This is a genomic window from Microcoleus sp. AR_TQ3_B6 (assembly GCF_036702785.1).
Lineage (GTDB): Bacteria > Cyanobacteriota > Cyanobacteriia > Cyanobacteriales > Microcoleaceae > Microcoleus.
In genome coordinates, this window is record NZ_JAUBVJ010000078.1 from 1 (window position 1) to 23140 (window position 23140).

General features: G+C 43.9%; 19 protein-coding genes and 2 pseudogenes. 7 read left to right on the forward strand and 14 right to left on the reverse strand.

Annotation, left to right across the window (positions count from 1 at the left end; translation table 11 throughout):
- Nucleotides 1–53: 53 nt before the first annotated feature.
- A pseudogene (locus QUB56_RS27960) lies at nt 54–437 on the reverse strand (DUF4277 domain-containing protein); the annotation flags it as partial.
- 96 nt (nt 438–533) lie between these two features.
- Between QUB56_RS27960 and QUB56_RS27965 the strand changes: the two are divergent.
- Nucleotides 534–1571: an IS4 family transposase gene (locus QUB56_RS27965; protein ID WP_332959554.1), complete on the forward strand. Its 1038-nt coding sequence runs from the start codon at nt 534–536 to the stop codon at nt 1569–1571.
- Nucleotides 1572–1937: 366 nt separating this feature from the next.
- On the opposite strand, the gene QUB56_RS27970 is transcribed toward QUB56_RS27965, so the two are convergent.
- The 4 genes and pseudogenes from QUB56_RS27970 to QUB56_RS27985 all read right to left on the reverse strand — a co-directional run bounded on the left by QUB56_RS27970 (nt 1938) and on the right by QUB56_RS27985 (nt 3799).
- Nucleotides 1938–2675 carry a class I SAM-dependent methyltransferase gene (locus QUB56_RS27970; RefSeq protein WP_332959555.1) on the reverse strand — a complete coding sequence of 246 codons (738 nt, stop codon included), beginning with the start codon at nt 2673–2675 and terminating at the stop codon, nt 1938–1940.
- 7 nt (nt 2676–2682) lie between these two features.
- Complete coding sequence (locus QUB56_RS27975; RefSeq protein WP_332959556.1) at nt 2683–2880, reverse strand: hypothetical protein; 198 nt, start codon at nt 2878–2880, stop codon at nt 2683–2685.
- Nucleotides 2881–2950: 70 nt separating this feature from the next.
- Nucleotides 2951–3445: pseudogene (locus QUB56_RS27980) on the reverse strand (RNA-guided endonuclease InsQ/TnpB family protein); the annotation flags it as partial.
- Nucleotides 3446–3508: 63 nt separating this feature from the next.
- Nucleotides 3509–3799: a hypothetical protein gene (locus QUB56_RS27985; protein ID WP_332959557.1), complete on the reverse strand. Its 291-nt coding sequence runs from the start codon at nt 3797–3799 to the stop codon at nt 3509–3511.
- Between the two features lie 806 nt (nt 3800–4605).
- Here QUB56_RS27985 and QUB56_RS27990 point away from each other — a divergent pair.
- Nucleotides 4606–7149 (forward strand): mannose-1-phosphate guanyltransferase, encoded by a 2544-nt coding sequence (locus QUB56_RS27990; RefSeq protein WP_332959558.1) that lies wholly within the window; start codon nt 4606–4608, stop codon nt 7147–7149.
- 99 nt (nt 7150–7248) lie between these two features.
- On the opposite strand, the gene QUB56_RS27995 is transcribed toward QUB56_RS27990, so the two are convergent.
- The gene (locus QUB56_RS27995; RefSeq protein WP_332959559.1) at nt 7249–7395 is read right to left on the reverse strand and encodes a hypothetical protein; all 147 of its coding nucleotides are present in this window, start codon (nt 7393–7395) and stop codon (nt 7249–7251) included.
- On the opposite strand from QUB56_RS27995, the gene QUB56_RS28000 reads away from it, so the two are divergent.
- Nucleotides 7382–7939, forward strand: coding sequence for a single-stranded DNA-binding protein (locus QUB56_RS28000; protein WP_332959560.1), 558 nt, complete (start codon nt 7382–7384; stop codon nt 7937–7939). The genes QUB56_RS27995 and QUB56_RS28000 overlap by 14 nt on opposite strands.
- A 151-nt stretch (nt 7940–8090) precedes the next feature.
- On the opposite strand, the gene QUB56_RS28005 is transcribed toward QUB56_RS28000, so the two are convergent.
- Nucleotides 8091–8438 (reverse strand): hypothetical protein, encoded by a 348-nt coding sequence (locus tag QUB56_RS28005; protein ID WP_332959561.1) that lies wholly within the window; start codon nt 8436–8438, stop codon nt 8091–8093.
- 299 nt (nt 8439–8737) lie between these two features.
- On the reverse strand, nt 8738–8971 hold the full coding sequence (locus QUB56_RS28010; RefSeq protein ID WP_332959562.1) for a hypothetical protein: 234 nt from the start codon (nt 8969–8971) through the stop codon (nt 8738–8740).
- A gap of 221 nt (nt 8972–9192) precedes the next feature.
- Here QUB56_RS28010 and QUB56_RS28015 point away from each other — a divergent pair, with 221 nt between their 5' ends.
- Nucleotides 9193–9414, forward strand: a complete 222-nt coding sequence (locus tag QUB56_RS28015; protein WP_332959563.1) for a helix-turn-helix transcriptional regulator — start codon at nt 9193–9195, stop codon at nt 9412–9414.
- A 45-nt stretch (nt 9415–9459) separates the two neighbouring features.
- On the opposite strand, the gene lipB is transcribed toward QUB56_RS28015, so the two are convergent.
- Nucleotides 9460–10140 (reverse strand): lipoyl(octanoyl) transferase LipB, encoded by a 681-nt coding sequence (lipB, locus tag QUB56_RS28020; protein WP_332959564.1) that lies wholly within the window; start codon nt 10138–10140, stop codon nt 9460–9462.
- Between the two features lie 151 nt (nt 10141–10291).
- Here lipB and hpf point away from each other — a divergent pair, with 151 nt between their 5' ends.
- Together hpf and QUB56_RS28030 are read left to right on the forward strand one after the other, a co-directional pair.
- Nucleotides 10292–10945 (forward strand): ribosome hibernation-promoting factor, HPF/YfiA family, encoded by a 654-nt coding sequence (gene hpf, locus QUB56_RS28025; protein ID WP_332959565.1) that lies wholly within the window; start codon nt 10292–10294, stop codon nt 10943–10945.
- Nucleotides 10946–11206: 261 nt separating this feature from the next.
- A complete protein-coding gene (locus tag QUB56_RS28030; protein WP_332959566.1) occupies nt 11207–11845 on the forward strand; it encodes a Uma2 family endonuclease in 639 nt (212 codons plus the stop codon).
- 123 nt (nt 11846–11968) lie between these two features.
- Here QUB56_RS28030 and QUB56_RS28035 read toward each other — a convergent pair whose 3' ends face one another.
- The 3 genes from QUB56_RS28035 to QUB56_RS28045 all read right to left on the reverse strand — a co-directional run bounded on the left by QUB56_RS28035 (nt 11969) and on the right by QUB56_RS28045 (nt 14833).
- Nucleotides 11969–12427, reverse strand: coding sequence for a peroxiredoxin (locus QUB56_RS28035; protein ID WP_332959567.1), 459 nt, complete (start codon nt 12425–12427; stop codon nt 11969–11971).
- A 289-nt stretch (nt 12428–12716) separates the two neighbouring features.
- Nucleotides 12717–13613, reverse strand: coding sequence for a metal ABC transporter permease (locus QUB56_RS28040; protein WP_332959568.1), 897 nt, complete (start codon nt 13611–13613; stop codon nt 12717–12719).
- 410 nt (nt 13614–14023) lie between these two features.
- Complete coding sequence (locus tag QUB56_RS28045; RefSeq protein ID WP_332959570.1) at nt 14024–14833, reverse strand: metal ABC transporter ATP-binding protein; 810 nt, start codon at nt 14831–14833, stop codon at nt 14024–14026.
- 102 nt (nt 14834–14935) lie between these two features.
- Between QUB56_RS28045 and QUB56_RS28050 the strand changes: the two genes are divergently transcribed.
- Nucleotides 14936–16171, forward strand: coding sequence for a metal ABC transporter substrate-binding protein (locus QUB56_RS28050; RefSeq protein WP_445243409.1), 1236 nt, complete (start codon nt 14936–14938; stop codon nt 16169–16171).
- A gap of 281 nt (nt 16172–16452) precedes the next feature.
- On the opposite strand, the gene QUB56_RS28055 is transcribed toward QUB56_RS28050, so the two are convergent.
- Both QUB56_RS28055 and QUB56_RS28060 read right to left on the reverse strand, forming a co-directional pair.
- Nucleotides 16453–20115 (reverse strand): helicase, encoded by a 3663-nt coding sequence (locus QUB56_RS28055; protein WP_332959572.1) that lies wholly within the window; start codon nt 20113–20115, stop codon nt 16453–16455.
- Nucleotides 20115–23132, reverse strand: a complete 3018-nt coding sequence (locus QUB56_RS28060) for a hypothetical protein (RefSeq protein WP_332959574.1) — start codon at nt 23130–23132, stop codon at nt 20115–20117. Before QUB56_RS28060 ends, QUB56_RS28055 begins: the two co-directional genes overlap by 1 nt.
- Nucleotides 23133–23140: the final 8 nt, after the last annotated feature.

Sequence of the window (23140 nt, forward strand, 5' to 3'; positions counted from 1 at the left end):
GTGGCATCGATTTTACCCTCACTGATCCACAAATCAATACCAGTTTACTTGATTTGGCGCTTAACCGAGAAGTATTGGGCGGCTTTCATGGCGATTGTTGTGAAGAGTTTCGTAGTTCCTGCTTGATAATATTTGTCGAGGGTTCTTCCTAGCCTGTCGTCGTTTAGATGTTCTGGTAGTATTCCCTTTCCGATTAGATGTGATGTTGCTTGGACTACCAAAAATTCCTCGAATATGTATAATGGGGCGCTTAAAAAGCCTAGTCCATTCAAAATCATTGCTTTCATGACTTGTCCTGGGCTGACAATTTCTTGGGTTGTTATTCCTACTTTTTTATTGACTTCTTCTACTAATTCCATCTCGTCTATTATGCCTGCTACTATTCCTAGATGGTCTAAATCTAGGACTTTTATGGCTTCTTGCTGGGGGGGTAACAACCAGCCTGAAACCCATAGCTTTGTAAGGATTGAGCCAATATGTGCTAAAGAAAAATAGGCAGCATAATTGTTACACGCTTGCCTATCTAAAAAATAATGATACCAACATTCTACCTCATTCATTTAAAAAAACAACTAAGTTCAGCTCAATTTAAACTGATTGGAATCTTGCTACCCTTGATACAATCAGAAAAACAAGTGAGATTAGAACGGCTATCCCGGGTATTTCCCTATCCCATTACAACCGAAAGTCGGCGTAGAAAACTACAAAGATTTCTCGATTTGCCTCACTTAACTATCTCACTAATTTGGTTCCCATTAATTACTTATTGGTTGATTACTTATTGCCGTGTTGGTCAAACTTTATCAATCGTAATCGACCGCAGTCAATGGGGCTGTATTAATCTGTTCATGGTTAGCTTAATCTGGGAGCGAAGAGCAATTCCATGGTACTGGTCACTGTTGCCCAAATTGGGAAACAGTAGCTTCGAGTCCCAGACTACCAATTTACAGCAAGTTTTACCATTATTTTCAGAATATAAAGTCATCGTTTTAGGAAACCGTGAATTTTGTTCTGTCGATTTGGGAAACTGGCTGAGGGAAAAGGGTGTATCTTTTTGTTTAAGAATGAAAAAGAATCATTGTATCGAAACGGAACATTTAGTTTGGCAACGGTTAGATGAATTAGGAATAGTATCAGGCACCTCTTTATATTTTCAAGGTAAAAGAGTCAGAAAAACTCAGCCTGCTACTGGATTTGATGTTGCTTGTAAGTGGAAAAGAAACTACGGGGCATGGAAGGTTGATGAAGCGTGGTTTATTCTCACAGATTTAGGGTCATTGCCGGTAGCTATCGATGCTTACAAGCAACGGATGGGCATTGAAGAAATGTTTCGAAATTGTAAAACAGTCGGCTACGATATTGAAGGAACTAGCTTAAAAGGAGAGCGACTTATCAACATGATTTTACTCATGACACGATCCTACAGTTCTGGAATATTTCAAGGCACTGAAATGAATAAAAAGCCGGTGCAAAAATATGTATCTTGCCGCAAAGAACCTAAAAAAAGATATCAAAGACGGAGGACATTTGGTGTTGGTTTAGATGGAGAAAAGTGGGTCAATTATCTATAACAATATTCTGACGAGGTAGAACATTTAATGAAGTTAACTCCTTCTAAACGTCGCTTTTATCAACAAGGTATGCGGGCCGCAACCCTTATACAGTCTATCTCGTAGACCTCTTTGTCACCCCCCCAGGGCTTCTTGATGCTCATTCATGGTTTTTTCCTCTTTGATTCTAATTCGTTCATTGTAACTTAAAAAAGCCTGAAGTGATTACGGGGCCATCACTTCAGGCTTGAATTTTAAAAATTTATAACCATCAATTCTATTTAAAGACTTGCGGAATGTGGGTCGTAAGCGTTGCTTGCTTTTATAGGATAGCCATGAAAGCCCTTACCAATTACCAATTACCAATTACCAATTACCAATTACCTCTCAAGTGTATTGAACTTTATACATTTGGAATAAGTCGCCGCTTTGCTTTTTTACTACCTTAGCGCCAGCAGCTTTGATCATTTTTTCCCAATCTTCTACTGCCTCTAAAAATACTTCCCCGGCTCGATAAGTTTCCAAAATTGCCCAATCTTCTGCTAGAGGAGAATTGGGATTGAGGACATCAAAAACAAAATGACCCCCCGGTTTTAGTACCCGCTTTACTTCTCCCATGACAATACTCCAATAGTCTAGGGGATAGTAACAGCTAAAGCCTGTTGCGAGGCATAAATCGAACTGATCCTCTTCGTAATTTAACTGGTGAGCGGGGGCCCATTCTACGCCTTTGAACAGCTTAGAATTGAGCTGAGGGCCGCGAGCGTTTAAGGCGTCTCGGGCTGCGCTGCTGATTTCTTGACCGTAAAAATATGCTTCCCAATCCCGCCAAGGGTAGATGAGAAAGCTGACTCCGCAGCCAATGTCTAAACAGCGCTGATTTTTTTGAGGTTTGGCAATTTTCCAGAAGGGAGAAACTGTTTTTTCTTGGAGAGTTCCTGCGACTGATTCCAGGAAAATCGGCATTGCTTCGACTTCTTCGGGTAAAGCGAAAGCTTCTCCTCGGTATTCGCGATCGAACCGAGAAGCAACTTGCGACAGTAAAACTTGCCAGCTATCTGATTTTCCTTTAGCAAACCAACTCTGCTCCTGACCCGCGACGGGGCGATCGGACTTTTTAGACATTCTTGAATTACCTTTTAGAAGCTTTAAGAGCTTTTGTAAAGTTTTTGCGGTAAGGCTTATTAAAGATTAACGCCGGCCATAGCAGCGACAGCTTCAGGCGATTTGCAAAACTTCTGTCGAAGTTAGTGCGATCGAAACCATTCCAAAATTTCCAAATACCGCCTCCGTAAGCGACTAGCAACACCAATCCAATTAACGGTTCCATCAAATAACCCCCTAAACGACTGAGTGACTTTCCTCCCCCGCCCGAGCGAAACGCTGGCTTCGGGGGCTTCTCAGAAAAGTGTTAACTCAAAACCAGTTAACATTTCCTTTGCTTCTTGCTTCAACAGCGGGCTATCGCTATCGCCTCGACAGGCAGAAACGATGAGTCCCACCGTTTTAAAATCTGCGATTGCTCTCTTCAAAATATTAATGCAGCCATTAATATCTCGTTCTAACTCTGTATGGCAATCACGGCATGAATGCGATCTGATTGATAAATCTTTTCTGACTTTAACTCCACACCCTGAGCAATCTTGGGATGTATTATTAGGATTAACTTTTACCAAGTGAACGCCGCGTTTTACCGCCACTGCTTCCACTCTTGTCATAAAATTTCTTCCTGCTGCATCTAAGATTGATTTGCTCCAAGGAGTACGAGCAAGTCCTTGAATATTTAAGTTTTCAACTGCTATTAAGTCATATTTCCTCACCATTTTATGTGCTGTTTTATAGTTAAAATCTTGGCGCTGTCTCTGAATTCCTTGATTAATTCTAGCAACTCGGTTAGCTTGCTTTTTATAATTAGCAGAACCTTTTTGTTTATGGGCTAGTTTCCTTTGCTGTCTGACTCAATGATGTTGAGCTTTTCTATAGGTTTGTTGAATCGGGACTATTTTGCCGTCTGCTGTCGCTAAGAATTTCTCTAAACCTACGTCAATCCCAACCGCTGTTTTAATTGTATCTACGGTCATAGGAGTTGATACTGTCCCATTTTCCGTGCTTATGCCAGTATACCAACCATCTGCTTTCTTAACAAGAGTTGCTGTTTTGAGGGTGAATCCATCTGGAATGGGACGAGGTACAATTAGGGGGCTTCTGCAATTCTCGGAATTCGGAGTGTCGAAGCTGATAAAAAACAAGCAGCTTTTGGGTGATTGGCTCGGGAAAACCCAATGAACGCAACTCACCCTTCTTTTTAAAGCGTGGTCTACGAGCAAGTTTTCCGGTTTGGTCAGGTTTCAGCCAACGCTGCCAAGTTTTATCTAATCGTTGAAGATTGATTTGTTGAACTTGAGAATAAATATTCTTGTAAGCAGGAAAAGTTTTTTTCCTTGAGTGCTGTTTGCTGAGGGTAATAATTTACCCGAGGAGGAATTGGAGCCATTGGCTCTGACATCTTTCTGAGATCTTTGAGCAGCGGTCAATCAGGCATCTTGTCCGATGCAACCAATCTAGTCGCTGCCCCAAAGCATAATTGCCATGCCGTAGAAACAACTATAACCAATGATCCATAAGGGAAACTTGGTCAGGAGTGGCCTTGATTCGGTACTGGTTAAGTTACGATCATACAAAAACCGTAAATCACTTAAGGCATTATGTCAACGCTCTTATTTTGAAAATCATGATGCAGTGTTTGTTTGCTGGTGGTAATTCCCCACCGATCATCAGGTTTCGTTTGACGGGCGACCCTTGGCTACATTAAGTTGGATTAAGAGTGAGCGAGCCAAAGCGCTACTATTAATTTATCATTTCTCAGACCGAAAGCAATTTTGAAGAATTGTTATCGGTAGCGCTCGCTACCCTGGGTTAAACTTGCCTCCCAAGATTACTGAGACTCGCGGATAATAATTAATTAAGAGCTGATAGCTGACGGCTGACCCAAAAATTTTAGATTTTCGTTCTAGTTAAAAAGAATCAGGAGTGCTTTTTAAGCAAGGAGGATTTTATGCGTGCAGTGCTGATGGCTGGGGGGTCAGGAACGAGGCTCAGACCTCTGACGTGCGATTTGCCCAAACCGATGGTGCCGATTCTCAATCGCCCGATCGCAGAACACATTATCAATTTGCTAAAAAGGCATCAGATTACGGAAATTATTGCAACGCTGCACTACCTTCCCGATGTCATGCGCGAATATTTTACTGACGGGGCAGAATTTGGCGTTCAAATGACTTACGCTGTGGAGGAAGACCAACCGCTGGGTACGGCTGGTTGCGTCAAAAATATTGCTGAATTGCTCGATCGAACTTTTCTGGTGATCAGCGGCGACAGCATCACAGACTTCGACTTGACGGAAGCTCTGAAATTTCACCGCAGCAAGCAATCCAAAGCCACGTTAATTTTAACTCGCGTTCCCAATCCGATGGAATTCGGGGTGGTGATTACCGAGGAAGATTACCGCATCAGCCGCTTTCTGGAAAAGCCTTCTAGCAGCGAAATTTTCTCCGATACCGTCAATACCGGCACCTATATTTTAGAACCGTCCGTATTGGACTACCTGCCTCCACATAAAGAGTGCGACTTCTCGAAAGACTTGTTTCCCTTGCTGCTGGAAAAAAACGAGCCGATGTACGGTTACATCGCCGAGGGTTACTGGTGCGATGTCGGCCAGCTTGATGTTTACCGGGAATCTCAGTACGACGCTCTGCGGGGAAAGGTCAAACTGGAGTTGAGCTACTACAACCAAGTTCGAGCGGGACTTTGGGTAGGTCAGAATACTTTTATTGACGATACCGCGATCGTCGAAGTACCGGCCATGATCGGCAACAATTGTCGGATTGGAGCCCGAGTTAAAATCGATGCCGGTACGGTGCTCGGAGATAACGTGACAGTCGGGGCCGATGCCAACCTCAAACGTCCCATCGTCTGGAACGGAGCAATTGTTGGCGAAGATGCTCACCTTAGGGCCTGCGTGATTTGCCGCAGCAGCCGCGTAGACAGGCGCGCTCATGTCTTGGAAGGTGCGATCGTCGGTTCGATGTCGATCGTCGGAGAAGAAGCGCAAGTCGGGCCAAGCGTGCGCGTCTGGCCGAGCAAAAATATTGAGTCAGGCGCTCTGTTAAATCAAAATTTAATTTGGGGAGAACAAGCTAGGCGGAATTTGTTCGGTCAGCGTGGCGTTCAAGGACTCGCAAATGTGGATGTTACGCCGGAATTCGCGGTGAAATTGGGCGCGGCTTACGGCTCGACTTTGAAACCGGGGACTTCAGTATCGGTTTCTCGCGACCAGCGGAGCATTTCGCGGATGGTTTCGAGGTCTTTGATTGCGGGTTTGATGTCGGTGGGAATTAATGTGGTCAATTTGGAATCGACGGCTATTCCGATCGCGCGCACGGTTTCGTCTACGCTGTCGATTGCTGGCGGCATTCACGTTCGCATTTCGCCCGATCGCTCCGACCACATTTTAATTGAATTCTTCGATATCAAAGGCATTAATATTACTAAAGGAGCTGAGAAAAAAATTGAGGGGGCTTATTTTAAGGAAGATTTGCGGCGGGCTCTAATTCCCGAAATTGGAGAGATGACGTACTTTAACCAAGCTCTCGACGTTTACAACCGCATTTTTGAGCGGCAGATGAATGTTGAGGCAATACGCTACAGCAATACTAAGGTGGTAATCGATTACGTTTACGCAGTTTCCGGAGCAATTCTGCCGCAAATGCTCGCCAAGTTCGGCTGCGATGCGGTGGTACTTAATGCCAGTCTCAAGCAGACTTCTCTAAGCAACGGGGAACGGGAATATTTGCTTGACCAACTCGGCCGGGTGGTGAAAGCACTCAGCGCTAATTTTGGAGTGCAGGTGTCGGCTAACGGCGAACAGCTCATTTTGGTAGATGAGTCTGGGATAGCGATTCGCGGGGAAATGCTGACGGCGTTGATGGTAAATTTGATGCTGACTTCTCATCCCAAAGGTACAGTAATAGTGCCGGTGCATGCGTCTTCTGCGGTGGAGGCGATCGCCCGCCGCTATCAAAGCAAGGTAATCCGCACTAAGGCGAACCCAACTGCTTTGATGGAAGCTGCTAACAGGAACCCGAATGTGGTTTTGGGCGGCAGCGGCCTTATGGGTTTTATTTTCCCGCAATTGCATCCCGGATTTGACGCGATGTTCTGCATTGCTAAAGTGATAGAAATGATGACGATTCAGGAGCGATCGCTCGGACAGATCAAAGCCGAACTTCCCCGCGTCAGCCACCGCAGTTACAGCGTCCGCTGTCCTTGGACTATCAAGGGTTCGCTGATGCGACATTTAGTAGAAACTCATTCGCCCGATCGTTTAGAATTAATAGATGGAGTGAAGATTTTTAACTACAGCGACGACAATTGGGTATTAGTCTTGCCCGATGCGAGCGAACCGATCGTTCATATCTTCGCCAACAGTGATGACCGAGATTGGGTAGCTGAAACTTTGAAGGAGTACCGCAGCCTCGTTCACGATTTTGTCAGCCAAGCTGAGGCGGCGGTTCGCCAAGATAAATTTGGTAATGGGTAATCGGGAATTGGGCAAACAGGGCAAACAGGGCAAACAGGGCATTGGTAATGGGGAATTGGTAATGCAAAAGTAAAAAAATAAAATGCGTTATTTTAAGTTTTACCTTTTTACTTGAAAGTTCATGCCCAATTCCCAATCTCGAATTCCCTGTTTCGCCAATTGCCAATTCCCGATGCCCAATTCCCGATGCCCAATTCCCAATTCCCAATTCCCAATTACGAATAGATAACAGATGAATAGCTGCATTTTGATGGCGGAAATAATTCAACAACCGCAACTCCGTTATACTCCTGACAATCAACTTCAAATCGCTGAGATGCTGGTGCAGTTTCCAGGCCCAAAACCTGAAGATCCGCCCGAACATTTGAAAGTGATAGGATGGGGAAATTTTGCTCAAGAAATTCACGAGAAATATCACGAGGGCGATCGCGTGATTATTGAGGGGCGACTGAGCATGAATACGATCGAAAGAGATGGTATTAAAGAAAAGCGCGCTGAACTGACAGCTCAAAGGATTTACAGTGTCGGTGGCGATGCAATGAGTGCTGCTCCCCCAGCTAGAACTGCTCCCGAACAGGCTCAAAGTCGCGACAGCGCGCCGGCTAATGTGCCGAGCAATGTAGTACCTTTAGGCTCGCGAAACCGCAGTTCTAACAGCGCTCCAGGCGGCGCTAACCGCACGTCTAGTTCGGATTGGAACTCGCCTCAGCCTTCAAATTCTCCGTCCGATCGATCTTCGAGTTCGCCTAACGAGCCGGAAAATCCCGATTACGATCCGATTCCGTTTTAAAAAGTAGAGTGCGTCACTTTACAACTCGACTGTTCGATCGAAAGTGACGCACCTTAATTTAAGGGCGATCGCACTTTAGCAAAAAAAGGGCGATCGTCTTTGAGGGCTGCGCTAACGAATTTGGCTCAACTACGAGCTCTCATTGCAAATTTTACAGCTCGATTGTCACAACTTTTTTCTTGCTTTTTTCGTCGCGCAGCACAACTGTATTGTAGGGTGATGTATCCGTCCCCAGCGGAATTGGCAGCTTAAAGCTGCCGCTCTTATGCTTAAGTGCGCCTAAATCAATGCTTTTCGTTATATTGCCATCTGTTGCCAGATAAGCGGTAAGTTCGCCTTTATAATGTTCAATCAAAAAGTCTCTGAAGAAAACGACTTCCCCACCCTCGGTATCATCGATAGCAAGGATGACCGTACCGCTAAACGTTGCCCCTTTTTGTTCTTCATCAACCGTCGCCATTTTAATTTCCGAGGGGTCTTGACCGGACATATCTGCCATAAATTTTTTCTCTTGAGCGGTGCGCAATAATTAACAAGAATCATACCTGACGCTAGGGGCGATCGCAAAACTCTTAGGACGTATTTCTGCATCGGTCTTGCTTCTCTCTAAGGTTAGAGAAGCCCGCGATCGCGCATGATACCCCCAAGTCTCGCAAATACCGCCGCGTTAATTCGATTCGATATTTAGCATCCTTAGTCGGGAGTTTTTCAGCGATTGGGTGGAGAATCAAGCCTGATATTTTTGATAATTTAAGAGCGATCGCACTTTGCTCAATAAAGGGCGATCGCTCTTAAAGATTATTCTTTCCAGTAACGGGTCAAAATCCGCATTACTTCACCTGCGATCGGGGATGGTAAAGGCGGGCTCCACTCGCCAACTTCTGCAAAACCCAAAACGTGCAGCAGATTGATGATGCTTTCTACTCCTTTGGGAATCCCGCAAATCAACAATCGGATCGGTTGCTTTCCGATGGCTGCGTTGGGAATTTCTTCGCGCAGGAGTTCGGGAACTGACTTTGGCTGTGATATCATGAGTTTTAACTACAAAATAGTCGGAGAGCGATCGCCCTTGAGTTTTCGAGGCAAAGGGGCGATCGCTTTTCCGTTTGTACATTCTGAGTATAGGTCATTCTCCTAAGTTAGTCAACTGCCAAGCTCAAAAAAGTTACCGTAGCGGTTAATTAAAGGAGAGTGAAGGTTGCGGGATGGTAACATCAGCTTGCAAAGTCGTGCCCAGTAGTTGAGAATCACCAGTGATCCGTTGGAAATTAGCAGTTGTGATGGCCGAGCGCAATATCAACAATAAGGAGTTAGCTGCTTTGATAGGAATGCACCCAACTTCCTTTTCTCGACTCAAAACCCGCCGCCGCCTCACGAGAATTGACGAATCGACTCTTGATGCTTTGTGCAAAGCACTAAACTGCCAACCGGGAGATTTAATGGTGTATGAGGAAGACAATCCCGATCGCAGTTAAAAAACCGACTGCTAACGATCGCAGTAAGGTTGACAGCGACGCACCCTACACATTCGATCGCACAATTTCTACTCCAAAAACGCGAGCAAACTCAGCGACAAGGATCGATCGCACTCGATCGACCTCAATTCCCGGGATAAACTGCTCTAAACTCCCAACAGGTCGATCGGGAATCCCGCAAGGTACAATTTGCCCAAAACCAGCCAGATCCGGACACACATTTAAAGCAAAACCGTGCATCGTAATCCAGCGGCTGACTTTAATGCCGATCGCACCTACCTTACACCCATCCACCCAAACCCCAGTCATACCGGGAACCCGCGAACCCTTCAACCCGCAAACTTCCAACACCCCCAGCAGCACTTCCTCCAACTGCCGCAAATACCAGTGCAAATCTTGTTGGTGACGCCGCAAATTTAAAATCGGATAGCCCACCAATTGGCCCGGAGAGTGGTAAGTCACCTCGCCGCCCCGCTCAACTCGGTGCACTTCCGGCCCAGTTTGACCTGGGTCAAATTTCAGAAATTCCAGCTTGGCTCCCAGTCCCAAAGTGTAAACCGGCGGATGTTCCAGCAAAATCAGGACATCTGGCAAATCAGGCTTGTCGCGGCGTTCTTGCACGAGTTTTTGCTGGATTTCCCAAGCTTGGGAGTAGGGCACTTGTCCCCAATCGAAGAGCAAGCAGGGTGGTGCATTTAGCTGTTGAGGGCTCAGAGGGGAAATCATGCAAAAAATCAATAGTGTTTTTACGGAATATTGGCGCAGTTTAAATCAAGAATTGTCAACATATAAAAAAAGATTCGGAAGATAAGTGTTTTCGAGAATACATAGTGCTACTGTATAAACTATACCCAAGTTACAGAAGGGAGGGAGCTCTATGAAGCTTGTTATCCAGGGTAAGAATATAGAAATCACCGATGCGATTCGCGAGTACGTCAATCAAAAGGTTGAAAAGGCAGTTAGCCATTTTCAAAATTTGACTACGGAAGTGGACATACATCTCTCGGTGGCTCGTAACCCCAGGATCAATCCTAAGCAGACTGCTGAGGTGACAATTTATGCTAACGGCAGCGTGATTCGGGCTGAAGAAAGCACGGAAAGCCTGTATGCCAGCATTGATTTGGTTGCCGACAAGATAGCTCGTCAACTGCGGAAATTTAAGGAAAAACGCCACGACAATAAGACCCAGAGTAGTGCCAAAACGGTTACGGTAGTTGAGGAACATCCTGTAGTAGCTGATCTGATTGGCGATCGAACTCCCGAACTTCCTGCAGAGGTGGTGCGGACTAAGTATTTTGCTATGCCTCCAATGACTGTGCAACAAGCCTTGGAACAATTGCAGATTATCGATCACGATTTCTATATGTTTCGTAATGCGGAAACAGGCGAAATTAACGTACTCTACGAACGAAAGACTCACGGTGGCTATGGAGTTATCCAACCCCGCCACAGCAACGGTAACGGTAATAGCAAAAATGGCAAAACTGCCGAAAGCGCTGCATCTGAAAAATCGAGTGTTGCGAAAAGCTAGATAATTGCTGACTGCTAATAGTTAAGGGCTGCAAGCCCTTAGCAAAAAAGGACTAAAGTCTTCACTACAAACTCCTGGTTCGTAGTAAGGATCTTAGTCCTTTCTTGGTTTTTTTAGATAATGGTTCGCAGTAAGGACGTTGCTAATACAGCAGATTCCACGTTGATGAAGTATACCCGTCAAGCGATCGCTGTAGGGAAACGGCACTGCCGTGTCCTCTATCGAAAGCTGATATTTCCTCGAAAAAATGGATGAACAATTATGCTATTGGAGTTAAGACAATTGAAGATTCAACCGGGTCAGCAATTACTGGTTGAGGATGTGAACTGGCAACAATTTGAAAGTATTTTGGCGGAATTAGGAGAACGTCGTGCTTCCCGACTTTCCTATAGTAACGGACGGTTAGAAATTATGGTTCCTTTGCCCGAACATGAAAAAGCCAAGGAAATTATTGGCGACATTGTAAAAATATTGTTGGAAGCACGACAAATAGCCTTTGAGTCCTTAGGTTCGACAACCTTGAAAAATGAACGCATGAGTCAGGCTGTCGAACCGGATACCTGTTTTTACATTCAAAATCAAGCAGCCGTTATCGGTAAAAATCGCCTCGATATGAGTGTCGATCCGCCCCCAGACTTAGCGATAGAAATTGATCTCACCTCTCGCACGCAGTTGGATAATTATCAAATTCTAGGAGTGCCGGAACTTTGGCGATACGCACGGCGAGGGCTACAAATCAACGTCTTGCAAGCCGAACAATATATGGAGTCTGATGTGAGTCCCACTTTCCCCAATATCCCGATTGTCGAACTGGTGAATCAGTACACTCAGCAGAGTCAAGTTGCTGGCAGAACCAGCGCTATTCAAGCTTTTAAAAATTGGGTAGGGGAAAATCTCTAGTCTCAGAACTACCGTTTTCCCTACAAACCGTTAGTTCGCAGTCAGGAATTTAGTTTTTTCTTGGTTTTTTAGAAAATGAGGACTTTCGTCCTCACTACAAACAATTTATTTAAGCAAATCCATCTAACTTTTGATGGCTTCTAAAGTTTTGAGTGCTTGTGCAACGTGTGCTTGGAAGTCTAACATCGAGTCAAAAATGTGCTGGACAACGCCTTGTTTGTCAATGACATAAGTTACTCTACCCGGCATAATCCACAGTGTAGCTGGAACTCCGTATAACTGCCGCACTTTGTTGCCAGTATCGCTCAGCAGTGTAAATGGTAGCCGATATTTGGTGGCAAATTCCTGGTGCGATTGTGGCGAATCTTCGCTAATTCCTATGACTTCTGCACCTGCGTCTTTGAAGACTTCGTAACTATCTCGAAAAGCGCAAGCTTGGGTTGTGCATCCGGGTGTGTTGTCTTTGGGGTAAAAGTAGACTATGACGTTTTTTTTACCTTTAAAATCTTTGAGGCTGACTGATGTGCCAGTTTGAGATGGTAAGGTAAAATCGGGGGCGGTGTCTCCTACTTTGACTGTCATGTTTTTTAACTGAGTAGCTCTGTTTGCGTGAAAATTTAACTTTTGTTATTGTACAGTTGTTTTGAGCAATAGTTCGCAGTTGCGATCGCCCGCTGCGACAGCCTCCCATTTTTGCTTTCTCGCACTCAAACAAAAAAAACCTTTTGACAACATCGGGATGCTGCCGGCAATTCGCAGTTAGGCGGATTAATTGGAGAAGCTTTTTTGAACCGCAGATGCACGGGGATTGACGCAGGTTGTTATTGAAAATTGGAGGGGCGGCGCTGAAGTCTTACCACAAAGTTAATTGTTATCGGCCTTTAGTTAAATTTTTTAATTCCCGCCATATAGGAGGAATTTGACCGGATTTTGTGCGGGGTTGGGTGAGGATTCCTTGAGTGGGACTGAACAGCAATGATAGCACAAATAACCCAGATGCAACTAAAACTATTGCGGGCCCGGATGGTAAGTTATAAAAGTAGCTGAGATACATTCCGCTAATGCTGGAAATAACTCCGATTATTGCTCCTAAAATCATTACTTGGTGCAGGCGAGTGACTAGGAGATAGGCGGTACTTGCAGGTGTAATTAATAGGGACAAGACTAGCACGACGCCAACGGCTTTGAGGCTGGCAACTATTGTGAGGGCGATGAGTACCATCAGTCCGAAGTTGAGCAGGTTTACTGGCAAACCTGTTGCTTGCGCTCCTAATGGATCGAATGTGTAAAATAGCAGTTCTTTGTAAAAGAATACTACAACTAATAAGACTAGGGCGACAATGAAGCCTGTGTCGATCGCATCTTCGGCGGTAACGCCGAGGATGTTGCCGAAAAGAAAGTGGTTGAGGTCGATTTTGTTGTCTTTTTGGACGATCGTAATTAGGGTGATGCCGAGGGCGAAGAATGCCGAAAATACGATGCCCATGGCCGCGTCTTCTTTGATTGTCGATCGAGTTTTGATCCAAGCTATGATTACTGTACTCAAAACTCCCGCAATGAAGGCGCCGATAAAAATATTTGCTCCGAGGATAAATGCGATCGCCAATCCGGGCAAAACCGAGTGGCTGATGGCGTCTCCGAGCAAGGCCAGCCGCTGTACCATTAGGTAGCTGCCGACGATCGCGCAGACGATGCCGACGAGAATGGCTATTACGAGCGATCGCTGCATGAATCCGTACTGCAACGGCTCAATTAAAGTTTGTAGCATAAAATTATCAAATCCCAGTTAACTAATGACTAACAACCAAAGCAACCCGGTTCGATCCGAGATGTTGCACCATTCTCAATAAGCTTTTTATGAACAGCCAAGATGCCTGTTCCACAAAGAGTGAATTTTCTTGTGGAACAGGCATCTTGCCTGTTAAGCGAGAATGGTGCAAGATGTGAGTTTGAGCCGAGATTTATCGTTGCCCAACTCAAGATTATCAAAAAAACCGGGTTCAAGAGTGTAACTCCTAGATTAAGGACCAAGAATTTCAAAGGTGGTACCCGCCACGTGATTTATCCGTGGAATCAATCCCAAATCGATTTTCGAAAATCCTCAAGCCCCCCCATTTATGCGTGGGGTCAATCTAAAATCTCAAATCTAAAATCTAAAATCGATTGACTGCTGGCTAATTAAGCTGCTTGTCCGGTAAAGAACATTACTTGTCCGCCGTAGGCGCGGTAAAGGTTTTCTTGCGTTAGCACTTCTTGGCGGGGACCAGCGGCAATCAATTCTGTATTTAGCAAAATTAAATCGTCAAAATTGGTGATTGATTCGCCTAAGTCGTGGTTGACTACTAAGACGGTTTTTCCGGCATTTGCTAGCTGGTGGAAGATGTCGAAAATGATATTTTGAGTTTTTTGGTCAACGCCGACAAACGGCTCGTCAAAGCAGAAAATAGCGGCTTCTTGGGCTAAGGCTCTAGCTAGAAATACTCGCTGTTGCTGTCCGCCGGAAAGTTGTCCGATCGGTCTGTCTTTGTAAGCACTCATGCCTACTCTTTCTAAGGCATCGGCAGCGGTGCGGCGGCTAGCTGCCGAGAAGCGGCGAAACCATCCGGCTTTTCTGACTCTTCCCATCATCACGACATCCCAAACGGTGGCGGGATAGTTCCAGTCTATTTGCGATCGCTGCGGCACGTAGGCTACTGTTTCGAGTCGATCGGCGATCGCTTCTTCGCCCCAAGTAACAGTGCCGCGATCTCTGGGAATTAAGCCCAACATTGCTTTGATCAGGGTGCTTTTGCCGGCCCCGTTGGGGCCAATAATACCCGTCAGCCTTCCCGGTTTGACGGAAAGATTGATATCTCTGAGTGCCTCTACCGTGCGGTAGTTTACTGCTAAGTGCTTAACAGCGATAATTTCTGTGTCGGTAGCCGTGTCTTGGAGGTGGCAAACCATTTGAGACCAAGGAGTCTCGTTGGGGAAGGCGGCGGTATTCATAGGGGTGACTCTATCTCCTTTTTGTTAAGTTTACTGTAAAAATGAAAAGAATATGAAATCCTCGGTCAATAGGAATAATCTGGAACGCAGGAGAGGTACATAATGCGACAGCGCCAGCTCGAAACCCCTCAAACCATAGGTTTTGTGGCAAAAATGTCAAGTAGGTTAAAACTTTTATCTTCCACCATTCTCAACGATCGCGATCGGGGCGGGCTATTGACCCACCCCACCAGAATATTGAATCATTGGGGAACAGGCATCTTGCCTGTGGTGGAGAAGAGTGCAAAATGTCAGTTAAAACCGACGACAATTGTGAAGCAATCCTATAAACGAGAGTTTAGCCGTGAGTCGGGGATTGAAACCGCCGCCCCTGGATTGGACAAATCCAAGGTATTTTTGATTAGAACTATTGCCTGCGGCATATTGACTGTGGGTTTATTTAGTTGCGGTCAAACCCAGGGCGATCGCCTCTCTCCAGAGGCAGATGCTAAACCCAAGGTAGTTGCTACCAGCACAATTATTGAGGATTTGACCGATCGAGTAGCGGGTGGCGAAGTTCAGCTAACAGGAATTTTGCAGCCGGGAACCGATCCTCACGTTTACGAACCGGTGCCAAAAGATTCTCAAGCTTTAGAAAAAGCTAACTTAATTTTGTATAACGGTTACAATTTGGAACCGGGATTAATTAGGATGATGAATGCCGCCGGAATTAAGGCGCGGAAATTAGCAGTGGGGGAAGTTGTCAAGCCTTTGCTACTGAATAAAGAAGGCAATACCGTACCCGATCCGCACGTTTGGGGAAATGTGGAAAATGTAGTTCAAATGGTGGAAGCAATTCGGGATGCGCTAATCGATTTGTCGCCGGAAGATCGGGAGAAGTTTACGCAGAATGCTGTGAAACTTACTCAAGAGTTAAAACGCTTGGATAGTTGGATCGAACAAGAGATTAAAACCATCCCCGAAAATAAGCGCGAATTAGTAACAACTCACGATGCTTTTCAATATTACAGCCGCGCCTACGGATTGGGAAGTGCTGGCAGTTTAATCGGGATTAGTACGGAGGAACAGCCAAGCGCTCAAACGGTGCAAAAGTTAGTAGAATCGGTGAAAGCTGCGGGAGTTCCTGCTATTTTTGCCGAGACTACAATTAACCCGCAACTGATTAGAACAGTGGCGGAGGAAGCGGGGGTGAAATTGGCGGCGCAGCAACTTTATTCGGATTCGATAGGGGCGCCCGGAAGCGAGGCTGATTCTTATGTGAAAATGATGTCGGCTAATACTCGCGCCATCGTCGAAGCTTTGGGGGGAAAATACACGCCGTTTGAAGTTAGCAAGTAGCAAGTATGGTGCCCCGGAAGAGTTTTATTTTCTCTGCGGGGTGACAGCTAGCCGATAGCCGTTTCAAACAAGAATGCAACTGTAGGTAAACTCCAAACCCCGATAGTCATCCTTGATTCCCAATCTAAAATCTAAAATCTAAAATCTAAAATTGTATGACGCAGCCTACAAGTTTCAGTAGGCCTGCATTGCATAAGTCTTTGATTGGTACAGAAACCGCAGATGCAAGGCAGATAAACACAGATTGTTGAAGGAATTGAAAGCTTGGAAATGCAAGAGGTCTAGTTTAGCTGCTTCGACAAAATTAAATTGAGCACGTTCAATTCGTTGGAACTTAAAAGATATTTATCTGTAAAAATTTTTTCGCGGCTTTGTTCTAAACTGTAGCTTCTAAACACGATAAACGGGAATTCGCGATACTTGTGCCCGATCGGCATTACGCTATCTACAGGGTAGATCGATCGCACATAAGCCGACAAAATATCCCGAAACCTCCTGTCTTCCGGTTCATCCAGCCTGCTGTCAGCAAAATACTCCTGCATTTCCTCCCCGCTGACAAAAGCAAACAGCGGTATGGCATAATAGCGATCGAACTGCTGGCTATATTCTTCCAACCACTGAGTTTTCTCAATTTCACCGTTCAGCAATTTGACTAATTCAATCGCACCTCCTCTAATAGCCGCAATCAAATTCGCCGGGGAGGATTTGCTGTCCCTAATCCAGTACATCTTGTGCAACAATTCATCATTTACACATTGTTTAATTTCCTCATAAAGCCGCATTTTGTAACTTTCCTCTAATTTTGTTTCGCGAAGATGCACTATCAACAAACTACCGCAAATAAGACCGTTTTCTATATTCCCATAACTTAGCAAACCCTCAAGCGGATTGCACATTTGCAAAAACTTGCTGTGAAAGTCCTCGCGCATTTGCAGGTAGGAATCGCCAGCTTGGCGGGAGTTGCCGGAAGTTGTCAAAACAAACTTCCCACGACCAAAAAGCTGCTCCAGACTACTATAAACCTCTTGCAGCCGCTTATTTTTTGGGTTGCTCAGGTGTTCGCTTTTTAATGTCTTAATTAGAGAAGCCATCTTGCTACTAAAAGTATCCCCTACTGCGGAAACCGACTTTCCGCCAATCGGAATCATCAAAAACTTTTCCCTACCTAAATAACCGTATCCCCAAATTCGCGTCATCACCGCCGTCTTGAGAATTAGCAGTAAATTCAACAAACTCAACTTGCTTTCTTGCAGGGAAAGTTCCGCGTCATCATCGTAATAAAATGCTGTATCTGATAGGTAAAAAACCAACTCCTTATCTTCACCGTCAAGGGTTTTACCTGACTCATCTTCCCCCCGTCCCCGATAAATAACCTGTATCACCTCCATCAGATTTTTCTCAATCTGAAAGCGGGGAATATCAACTAAAATGTGTTTAGTTTTCGGGAAAGATAAGCCGCGACTTCCCGATGCAGTCATAAAAATTACTTTAGCTTTATTTTTGTATTCCTGTATGTTTTCTTTCTCCTCTTCCGAGAGACTAGCATGAATTTCCAGATAATCATTAAACGGCTCGAACTTTTCGCGACAATCTCGAATTTTCTCAATTAATTCTGCCAATCTTCCCTTATCCTGAATATAGACTATAATTTGTTCAACACCCGGTTGTGCTAATCGCCGATCGATATCGGCAACTATTTCCGAGTGAACTGCTTTGACTAAATTATTCTTCAATTTTAAAGGCGCATCTTCCTTATATTTAACAGCTTCTACAAACACCTTGTAAGTTATCTCTAAACTGCGGGCTGGGTAGGAATTAGCATTAATCGCAGTTGCAGCCAACCGATTAAACTTAAATGATGGAATGACTTGTAAAGGTGGGATAGTTTCCGAATTAGCAGCTAACTTTTTGAAATAAATTTTATCCGGTTCTGGCGAGATATTTTCCAGGTGCTGTTTGATGACATCCACATCTACGATCGAAGCATCGGCTACAATAATTTTAGTATTAAAACCGTGCCGCGAATCTGCCAACTCATAATTTCGGACAATTTGAGTAATTCCTGACAAAAACTCGACACCGCCGTCGTCTCCGGTGACTTCATCTATCATAATGAATAAGTGTTTGATGCGGCTGGATATTTGCTGCATCTTACCAGAAATTACTTTTCCTTCCTTTTTGTTGAAAACATCTTGAAATATTTTTTCAAAGTGCCGGAGGGTATTTTCTCCGTTTTCTGTTACTTTCAAAGACTGGATAGAAACAGTGGCGACAATATTATTAGAAATCTTACCGTTAATCAGAGTATATATGCCCTCGCAAATGCTGTTTATCACTCCCGTAGTTTTGACCCTAGCTGGTTGAATTACGGTTTCTCCTTTTCTTTCAATTTGCCGCTGGTGGTACTCTATTCTCTGAATTTCTGGATTGTCTTTGAGAAACTTGACCGTTTTTTCGGGAAAATCTCCATCACGGCTATTCGAGGCGTACTTGACGGTACGGCGTCCCGCATTGCTGGCAATAATGTCAGAGTTTGTGTTAATACAAAATAGGCGATTGTCGCACAGCAAACCAGTATTTTTATCTTTGAATTTCTCGATAATATCCAAGTTGACTTGCTTGCGGGGACTCACATAAAAGAATAAGAAACCCTCGTCGATATGGCTTTTTAGGAAATTGGCGATCGCAGTTGTTTTACCTATTCCCGGATTACCCGTTAAAAAAATGTAAGTTTCATTAGACTGAAGTGCTTTCACAATCAATTCAGCATGAGCATCTCTCAGATTTAATCCGGTGTTAACTTGCAATTTAGCTGCCAGTTCGTCTGATATAATATCGATAGAATTAGCAAAACCCTCAATCCGTTCAGTATGAGGTACAGTTGTAGAATTGTCTCCCATTTCTAACAGAGAATCGACAAACTTTCTGCCTTCTTTAAAACTGCGAGCCGCGTTGATTTGGATAACTTTTAAAACCTGGCGGCGAACACTGCTAATATCTTTGTCTGTATGTGGGTTTTTGTATATTTGCGAACAAGTAGACAAAATATCAAGTTGATCTTTACGAAGGGAAATAGCATTGACAGTGCGATCGCTGTAACCAACTACATTAAACAACACCTCAGCATCACTTGAAATCATCCCGGTTTCTAGCAGAAACCCATAGAAACTGTGAGCATAGCTACCCGCCTGAATTAACTTACTGGTTTCCTTATCCTTATAGTTAAAAGCTTTAAAATAGTCTTTCAACCCCTCCGAAAAATCAATTCCTAAAGTGCTGGTATCGATTCCCAAGTTAGAAAAAACACTTTTCGATCGCAAATAGCTAATTTCCCTCCCTAACAGCTTCCGCATCACTTCAACTTCATTCAAATCTGCCACCTCAGCAGCAGCGGGAGAAAACACAGATAAATCAACGCAGAGAATTCTAAAATTATTACCTTTCTGTAAAAGCAAAAGCGTATCCGCTTGCAAAAATTCGCCCTTTTTTGAGTAGCGGTTGATGTACAAATTAATATCAGCATTTGCTAGGCTACATTGCCAGGCTTTTAGTTGCAGTAAAACTTCTTTATAACCTTCTATATCCTCTTTATTATTAGCTCCAAGGCTGTTAGTTTTAGTAAAACTGCACTGATAGTACAAAATTTTCAAATGCTGCGGTTTTCCGCCAACAGATTTGAGGTACTCCCGGAAGAAATTCAAGCCGCCGAGAAAGCCTTTATGAATATAAAAAATGCTCCATTTCTCAACTATTTTACCGTCCAAACTGCCAAGCAAATTGGCTTGTCGAGTAATTTCTGCTACCATCTCTGGAAATTTTAGCTGCTGCAAATCCAGACGGTACGAGTCGCCAAAATTGTGAGCAACTTTTTGCTGCTGAATGCAAGCCAAAATCCCGATATTAAATCCAACTTCAAAGAGGCGGCCGAAGTTTGCTGCTATCATTATTTTTGACCTCGCTCAGTGGTATTTAACACTTCTCTTACCTTATTCAAAAATGCCAGCAAATTAAAATTAGCACTTCCACCCCAGTGACTGAATTCAGATAAAGCACCAACTGAGTCATCGCCAATAATGCGATCGTAGGGATCGAGCTTTAAACTAATTTTTTGGCGAGCTTCGTAGCGGGAAAAGTGAAATATTGTCAAATAGTGCAGCAAAGTATTTTTAATTTCCCCCTCATAAATCAAACCTTGGCGAATATCTCGATCGTCAAGAAAGCCTTGATAAATATTCAACAGCGTCGAATAGGAAATCACCCCATTGTAAAAGTTTTTCTCCCCTTGCTGTACTTTAATCCCGTTAAACAAATTGAAAAACACAGCCGCTTGCTTGCTCGTATCTGCAAATAAGCTGGTAAGCTGCGCTGTATCTTGGATATAAAAAGATTCTCCCCGATGCTGTTTGGGGCTGTAAACGTAGTATTTATCAAAAAATACCGGGTAAATTCTAATATCTTGCCGCTCTCCTTTCAAAGTTTTGATGATGTCTTTTGACATAAAAAACAATTTTTCATCTTCATCATTTTGAGTAATGTGCAGCGTACTCATATAAGGTGCTTGCGAGATATATACAAAATTTCGATATCCTCGATTGTACAACTGAGTGACAATATCTCCAAGAATTGAGGGCTGAGTATAAAGATCCTGAAGGCTGTAGTTTTCTGAGAAAGTTTTCAGCATTCCCACTTGAATACTATCGTCTTCTTGGCGCTTGATGCCGACGACTTCGCCCAACACACAGGCTTTTCTATGAGATCTGCCCCTTCCCTTTCTCTCGTCGCTGTCCCTAGTGGATACTGCAATAATTGCTAAATTATCCAACTCAGGAGATAGCTGCACGTTGTTAAATCGAAACTTTTTAGGCAATATTGAATACAAGGAACTCAAGCCGTTTTTGGCGGTCAAATGATATTTGTCACCCAGAATGCGAAATCCTTGGGAGTTGGAGCGGTGTTTCTCGCTCAAAATGTGAGATAATGTTTTAGAAAGATGTGCCATAAACTTTTCTGAAGGCGAAGGATTCTCGTGGTAGCCTTCGTGAAGTCTCACCATCGGCACGAATAAATTATTTGGTAATTTTTGTAACAAGATTCGCAGGCAAATATATGACATCAGTGAAACCGCAAACTTGTAAACAAAAGCTGTTTGTGGTTTGAAACCTCCCTTGCTGTCTAAGCGTCTGTTGTCGTAGGGGAAAACGACTAATTTTTCCTTAAAATTCTCACGGTAAATATTTCTCGATCGATCTGCTTTAGGAACCCAAAGTACGGGCAAAGCCTGCATACCTTTGATATTGTATTCCATGCTGAAACTTTGGAATTCCTCAGTTGGAAAATAGCGGACATCTTCAATTGTAATATTGACCGGCAACTGACAGATAGTTTCTTGGCTGACCTTCGCCTTTCCCACGGAAATATACTGAAGCGTTTCCTTGGGATTGCGCTGCACGACATCTTTAAAAAATTCCCCCGTTGTCAAAGTATTATCTATCTTTTGCAGGAGGCCTCTTTTAATCAGAATGTGCCGCGATTCTGTGCGAGGTTGCAAAATGGTTTTTTGTTTAATAAAATCTTGCAAAAAAACCTTAAGGCATTGAATTTTATGGGCGACATTTATTTCCTTAAAACGATTGAAAAAATTTTGTAAAAGTCTCTTTTTATTTTCCTCATTGGAACTCTGCAATACTGGCATAACTACTCGCTCGAATCCTAAAATTGGATGGCAATCTAGTTCCGATTCCGGGCGATAATTTGCTGCTAGCGGGTTGTGACTTGAGGCAAAGACAAAGTGATACAAAAATGCTATTTTTAATACCTTGCGAAAGAAACTTTCACTATCGGCTGGTTCCTCCAATGCGGCTAAGTGTTCCTCGCTGTCAGGATTGAGGAAATTGAGATTGTAGTCGAATACGCTACCACCGCCCCGCGATTGAACGGGGTTGCCAAACTTGAGTTTTAAACCAAAAATAAATTGGCGATCGCCCCCATAATTATCCGTTGTTTCTCCCAGATTACCTGCTATCATGGGAATGATGGGAAGCGCATCCAAAGCTTCCGATCGCGAAAACATATCTTTATAATTAACCTCAGTTCCCTGATAGTTAACCAGGTAATCTCCCTCAACTTTATTGCTGTCGTTGATATAGTCTTCTATCAACCGCAAACGCCGGATCAAATCTTGCAAATAAATGCAGCCACGAGAATCTACTTGGTCGGGAGCGATATTGTCTAGTATATACTCCAAATAAGTAATTTTTGCTTCTTTTTTCAGTTGTCCCAGAGTTTCCTTATCCACAACTCGAACCAGACGGTGAAAATCAGAAGTTTCGTCTGTCACCATTTCTTCAAGCAGGCGATTCAGTTCTTCCTTGTCATCCTCAGTCTCGGCTTTCTCATCAATATAATTCTTTAAACCCTGCTTCAACTCTTCTTCAAAAATATCTGCATTGCGGACAGAAACAGTCACTTTGTGAAACTTCAGCAGCGAATCGCTGCCAGTACCCAAGCGTTCCAAAGTCAGCTTTTGTTTCTGCAAATTGTGATATTGCGTGTCAAAATCGTATTTGAGACCTAACTGAGTTCCTTTTCCTTTAAAAGATTCTAGGGGACTGGTTAAACTAGCTACAAACTTGTCAATTGCAACACTTTCTCCCACAATTGATTCTAAATGCCGCCGCAGTTTAATTTCTATCTCCCTAACTTGAATGAAAAAATGACTTTCAACTTCGGGAGTGAAATTAACTGTGGCAGAATGTGCTTGATGTTCAAAATAACCCAAAGGATGTCGCACTTTTTCACCCGATATTTGAGTGGCTACCGCGTCAATATCTATTAGTAAACGATGCCGATCGCCCGAAACGCTAAATGGGTTGTTTCCCTGCAAAGCTTCTAAAATTTTGTCCAGCAAATCGCTGTAGTCTACTGGAACTAAATCGTCGTCGCCTAGTATTAAGATGTTCACCCTGTTAA

Bases quoted from the DNA above. Each gene is read 5' to 3' on its own strand.
- QUB56_RS27990 (WP_332959558.1), top strand. From the start codon at position 4,606: ATGCGTGCAGTGCTGATGGCTGGGGGGTCAGGAACGAGGCTCAGACCT.
- QUB56_RS28050 (WP_445243409.1), top strand. From the start codon at position 14,936: ATGCGACAGCGCCAGCTCGAAACCCCTCAAACCATAGGTTTTGTGGCA.
- QUB56_RS27975 (WP_332959556.1), bottom strand. From the start codon at position 2,880: ATGGAACCGTTAATTGGATTGGTGTTGCTAGTCGCTTACGGAGGCGGT.
- QUB56_RS28010 (WP_332959562.1), bottom strand. From the start codon at position 8,971: ATGATATCACAGCCAAAGTCAGTTCCCGAACTCCTGCGCGAAGAAATT.
- QUB56_RS27970 (WP_332959555.1), bottom strand. From the start codon at position 2,675: ATGTCTAAAAAGTCCGATCGCCCCGTCGCGGGTCAGGAGCAGAGTTGG.
- lipB (WP_332959564.1), bottom strand. From the start codon at position 10,140: ATGATTTCCCCTCTGAGCCCTCAACAGCTAAATGCACCACCCTGCTTG.
- QUB56_RS28035 (WP_332959567.1), bottom strand. From the start codon at position 12,427: ATGACAGTCAAAGTAGGAGACACCGCCCCCGATTTTACCTTACCATCT.
- QUB56_RS28000 (WP_332959560.1), top strand. From the start codon at position 7,382: ATGAATAGCTGCATTTTGATGGCGGAAATAATTCAACAACCGCAACTC.
- QUB56_RS28030 (WP_332959566.1), top strand. From the start codon at position 11,207: ATGCTATTGGAGTTAAGACAATTGAAGATTCAACCGGGTCAGCAATTA.
- hpf (WP_332959565.1), top strand. From the start codon at position 10,292: ATGAAGCTTGTTATCCAGGGTAAGAATATAGAAATCACCGATGCGATT.
- QUB56_RS27965 (WP_332959554.1), top strand. From the start codon at position 534: ATGATACCAACATTCTACCTCATTCATTTAAAAAAACAACTAAGTTCA.
- QUB56_RS28055 (WP_332959572.1), bottom strand. From the start codon at position 20,115: ATGATAGCAGCAAACTTCGGCCGCCTCTTTGAAGTTGGATTTAATATC.
- QUB56_RS28040 (WP_332959568.1), bottom strand. From the start codon at position 13,613: ATGCTACAAACTTTAATTGAGCCGTTGCAGTACGGATTCATGCAGCGA.
- QUB56_RS27995 (WP_332959559.1), bottom strand. From the start codon at position 7,395: ATGCAGCTATTCATCTGTTATCTATTCGTAATTGGGAATTGGGAATTG.
- QUB56_RS28005 (WP_332959561.1), bottom strand. From the start codon at position 8,438: ATGGCAGATATGTCCGGTCAAGACCCCTCGGAAATTAAAATGGCGACG.
- QUB56_RS28045 (WP_332959570.1), bottom strand. From the start codon at position 14,833: ATGAATACCGCCGCCTTCCCCAACGAGACTCCTTGGTCTCAAATGGTT.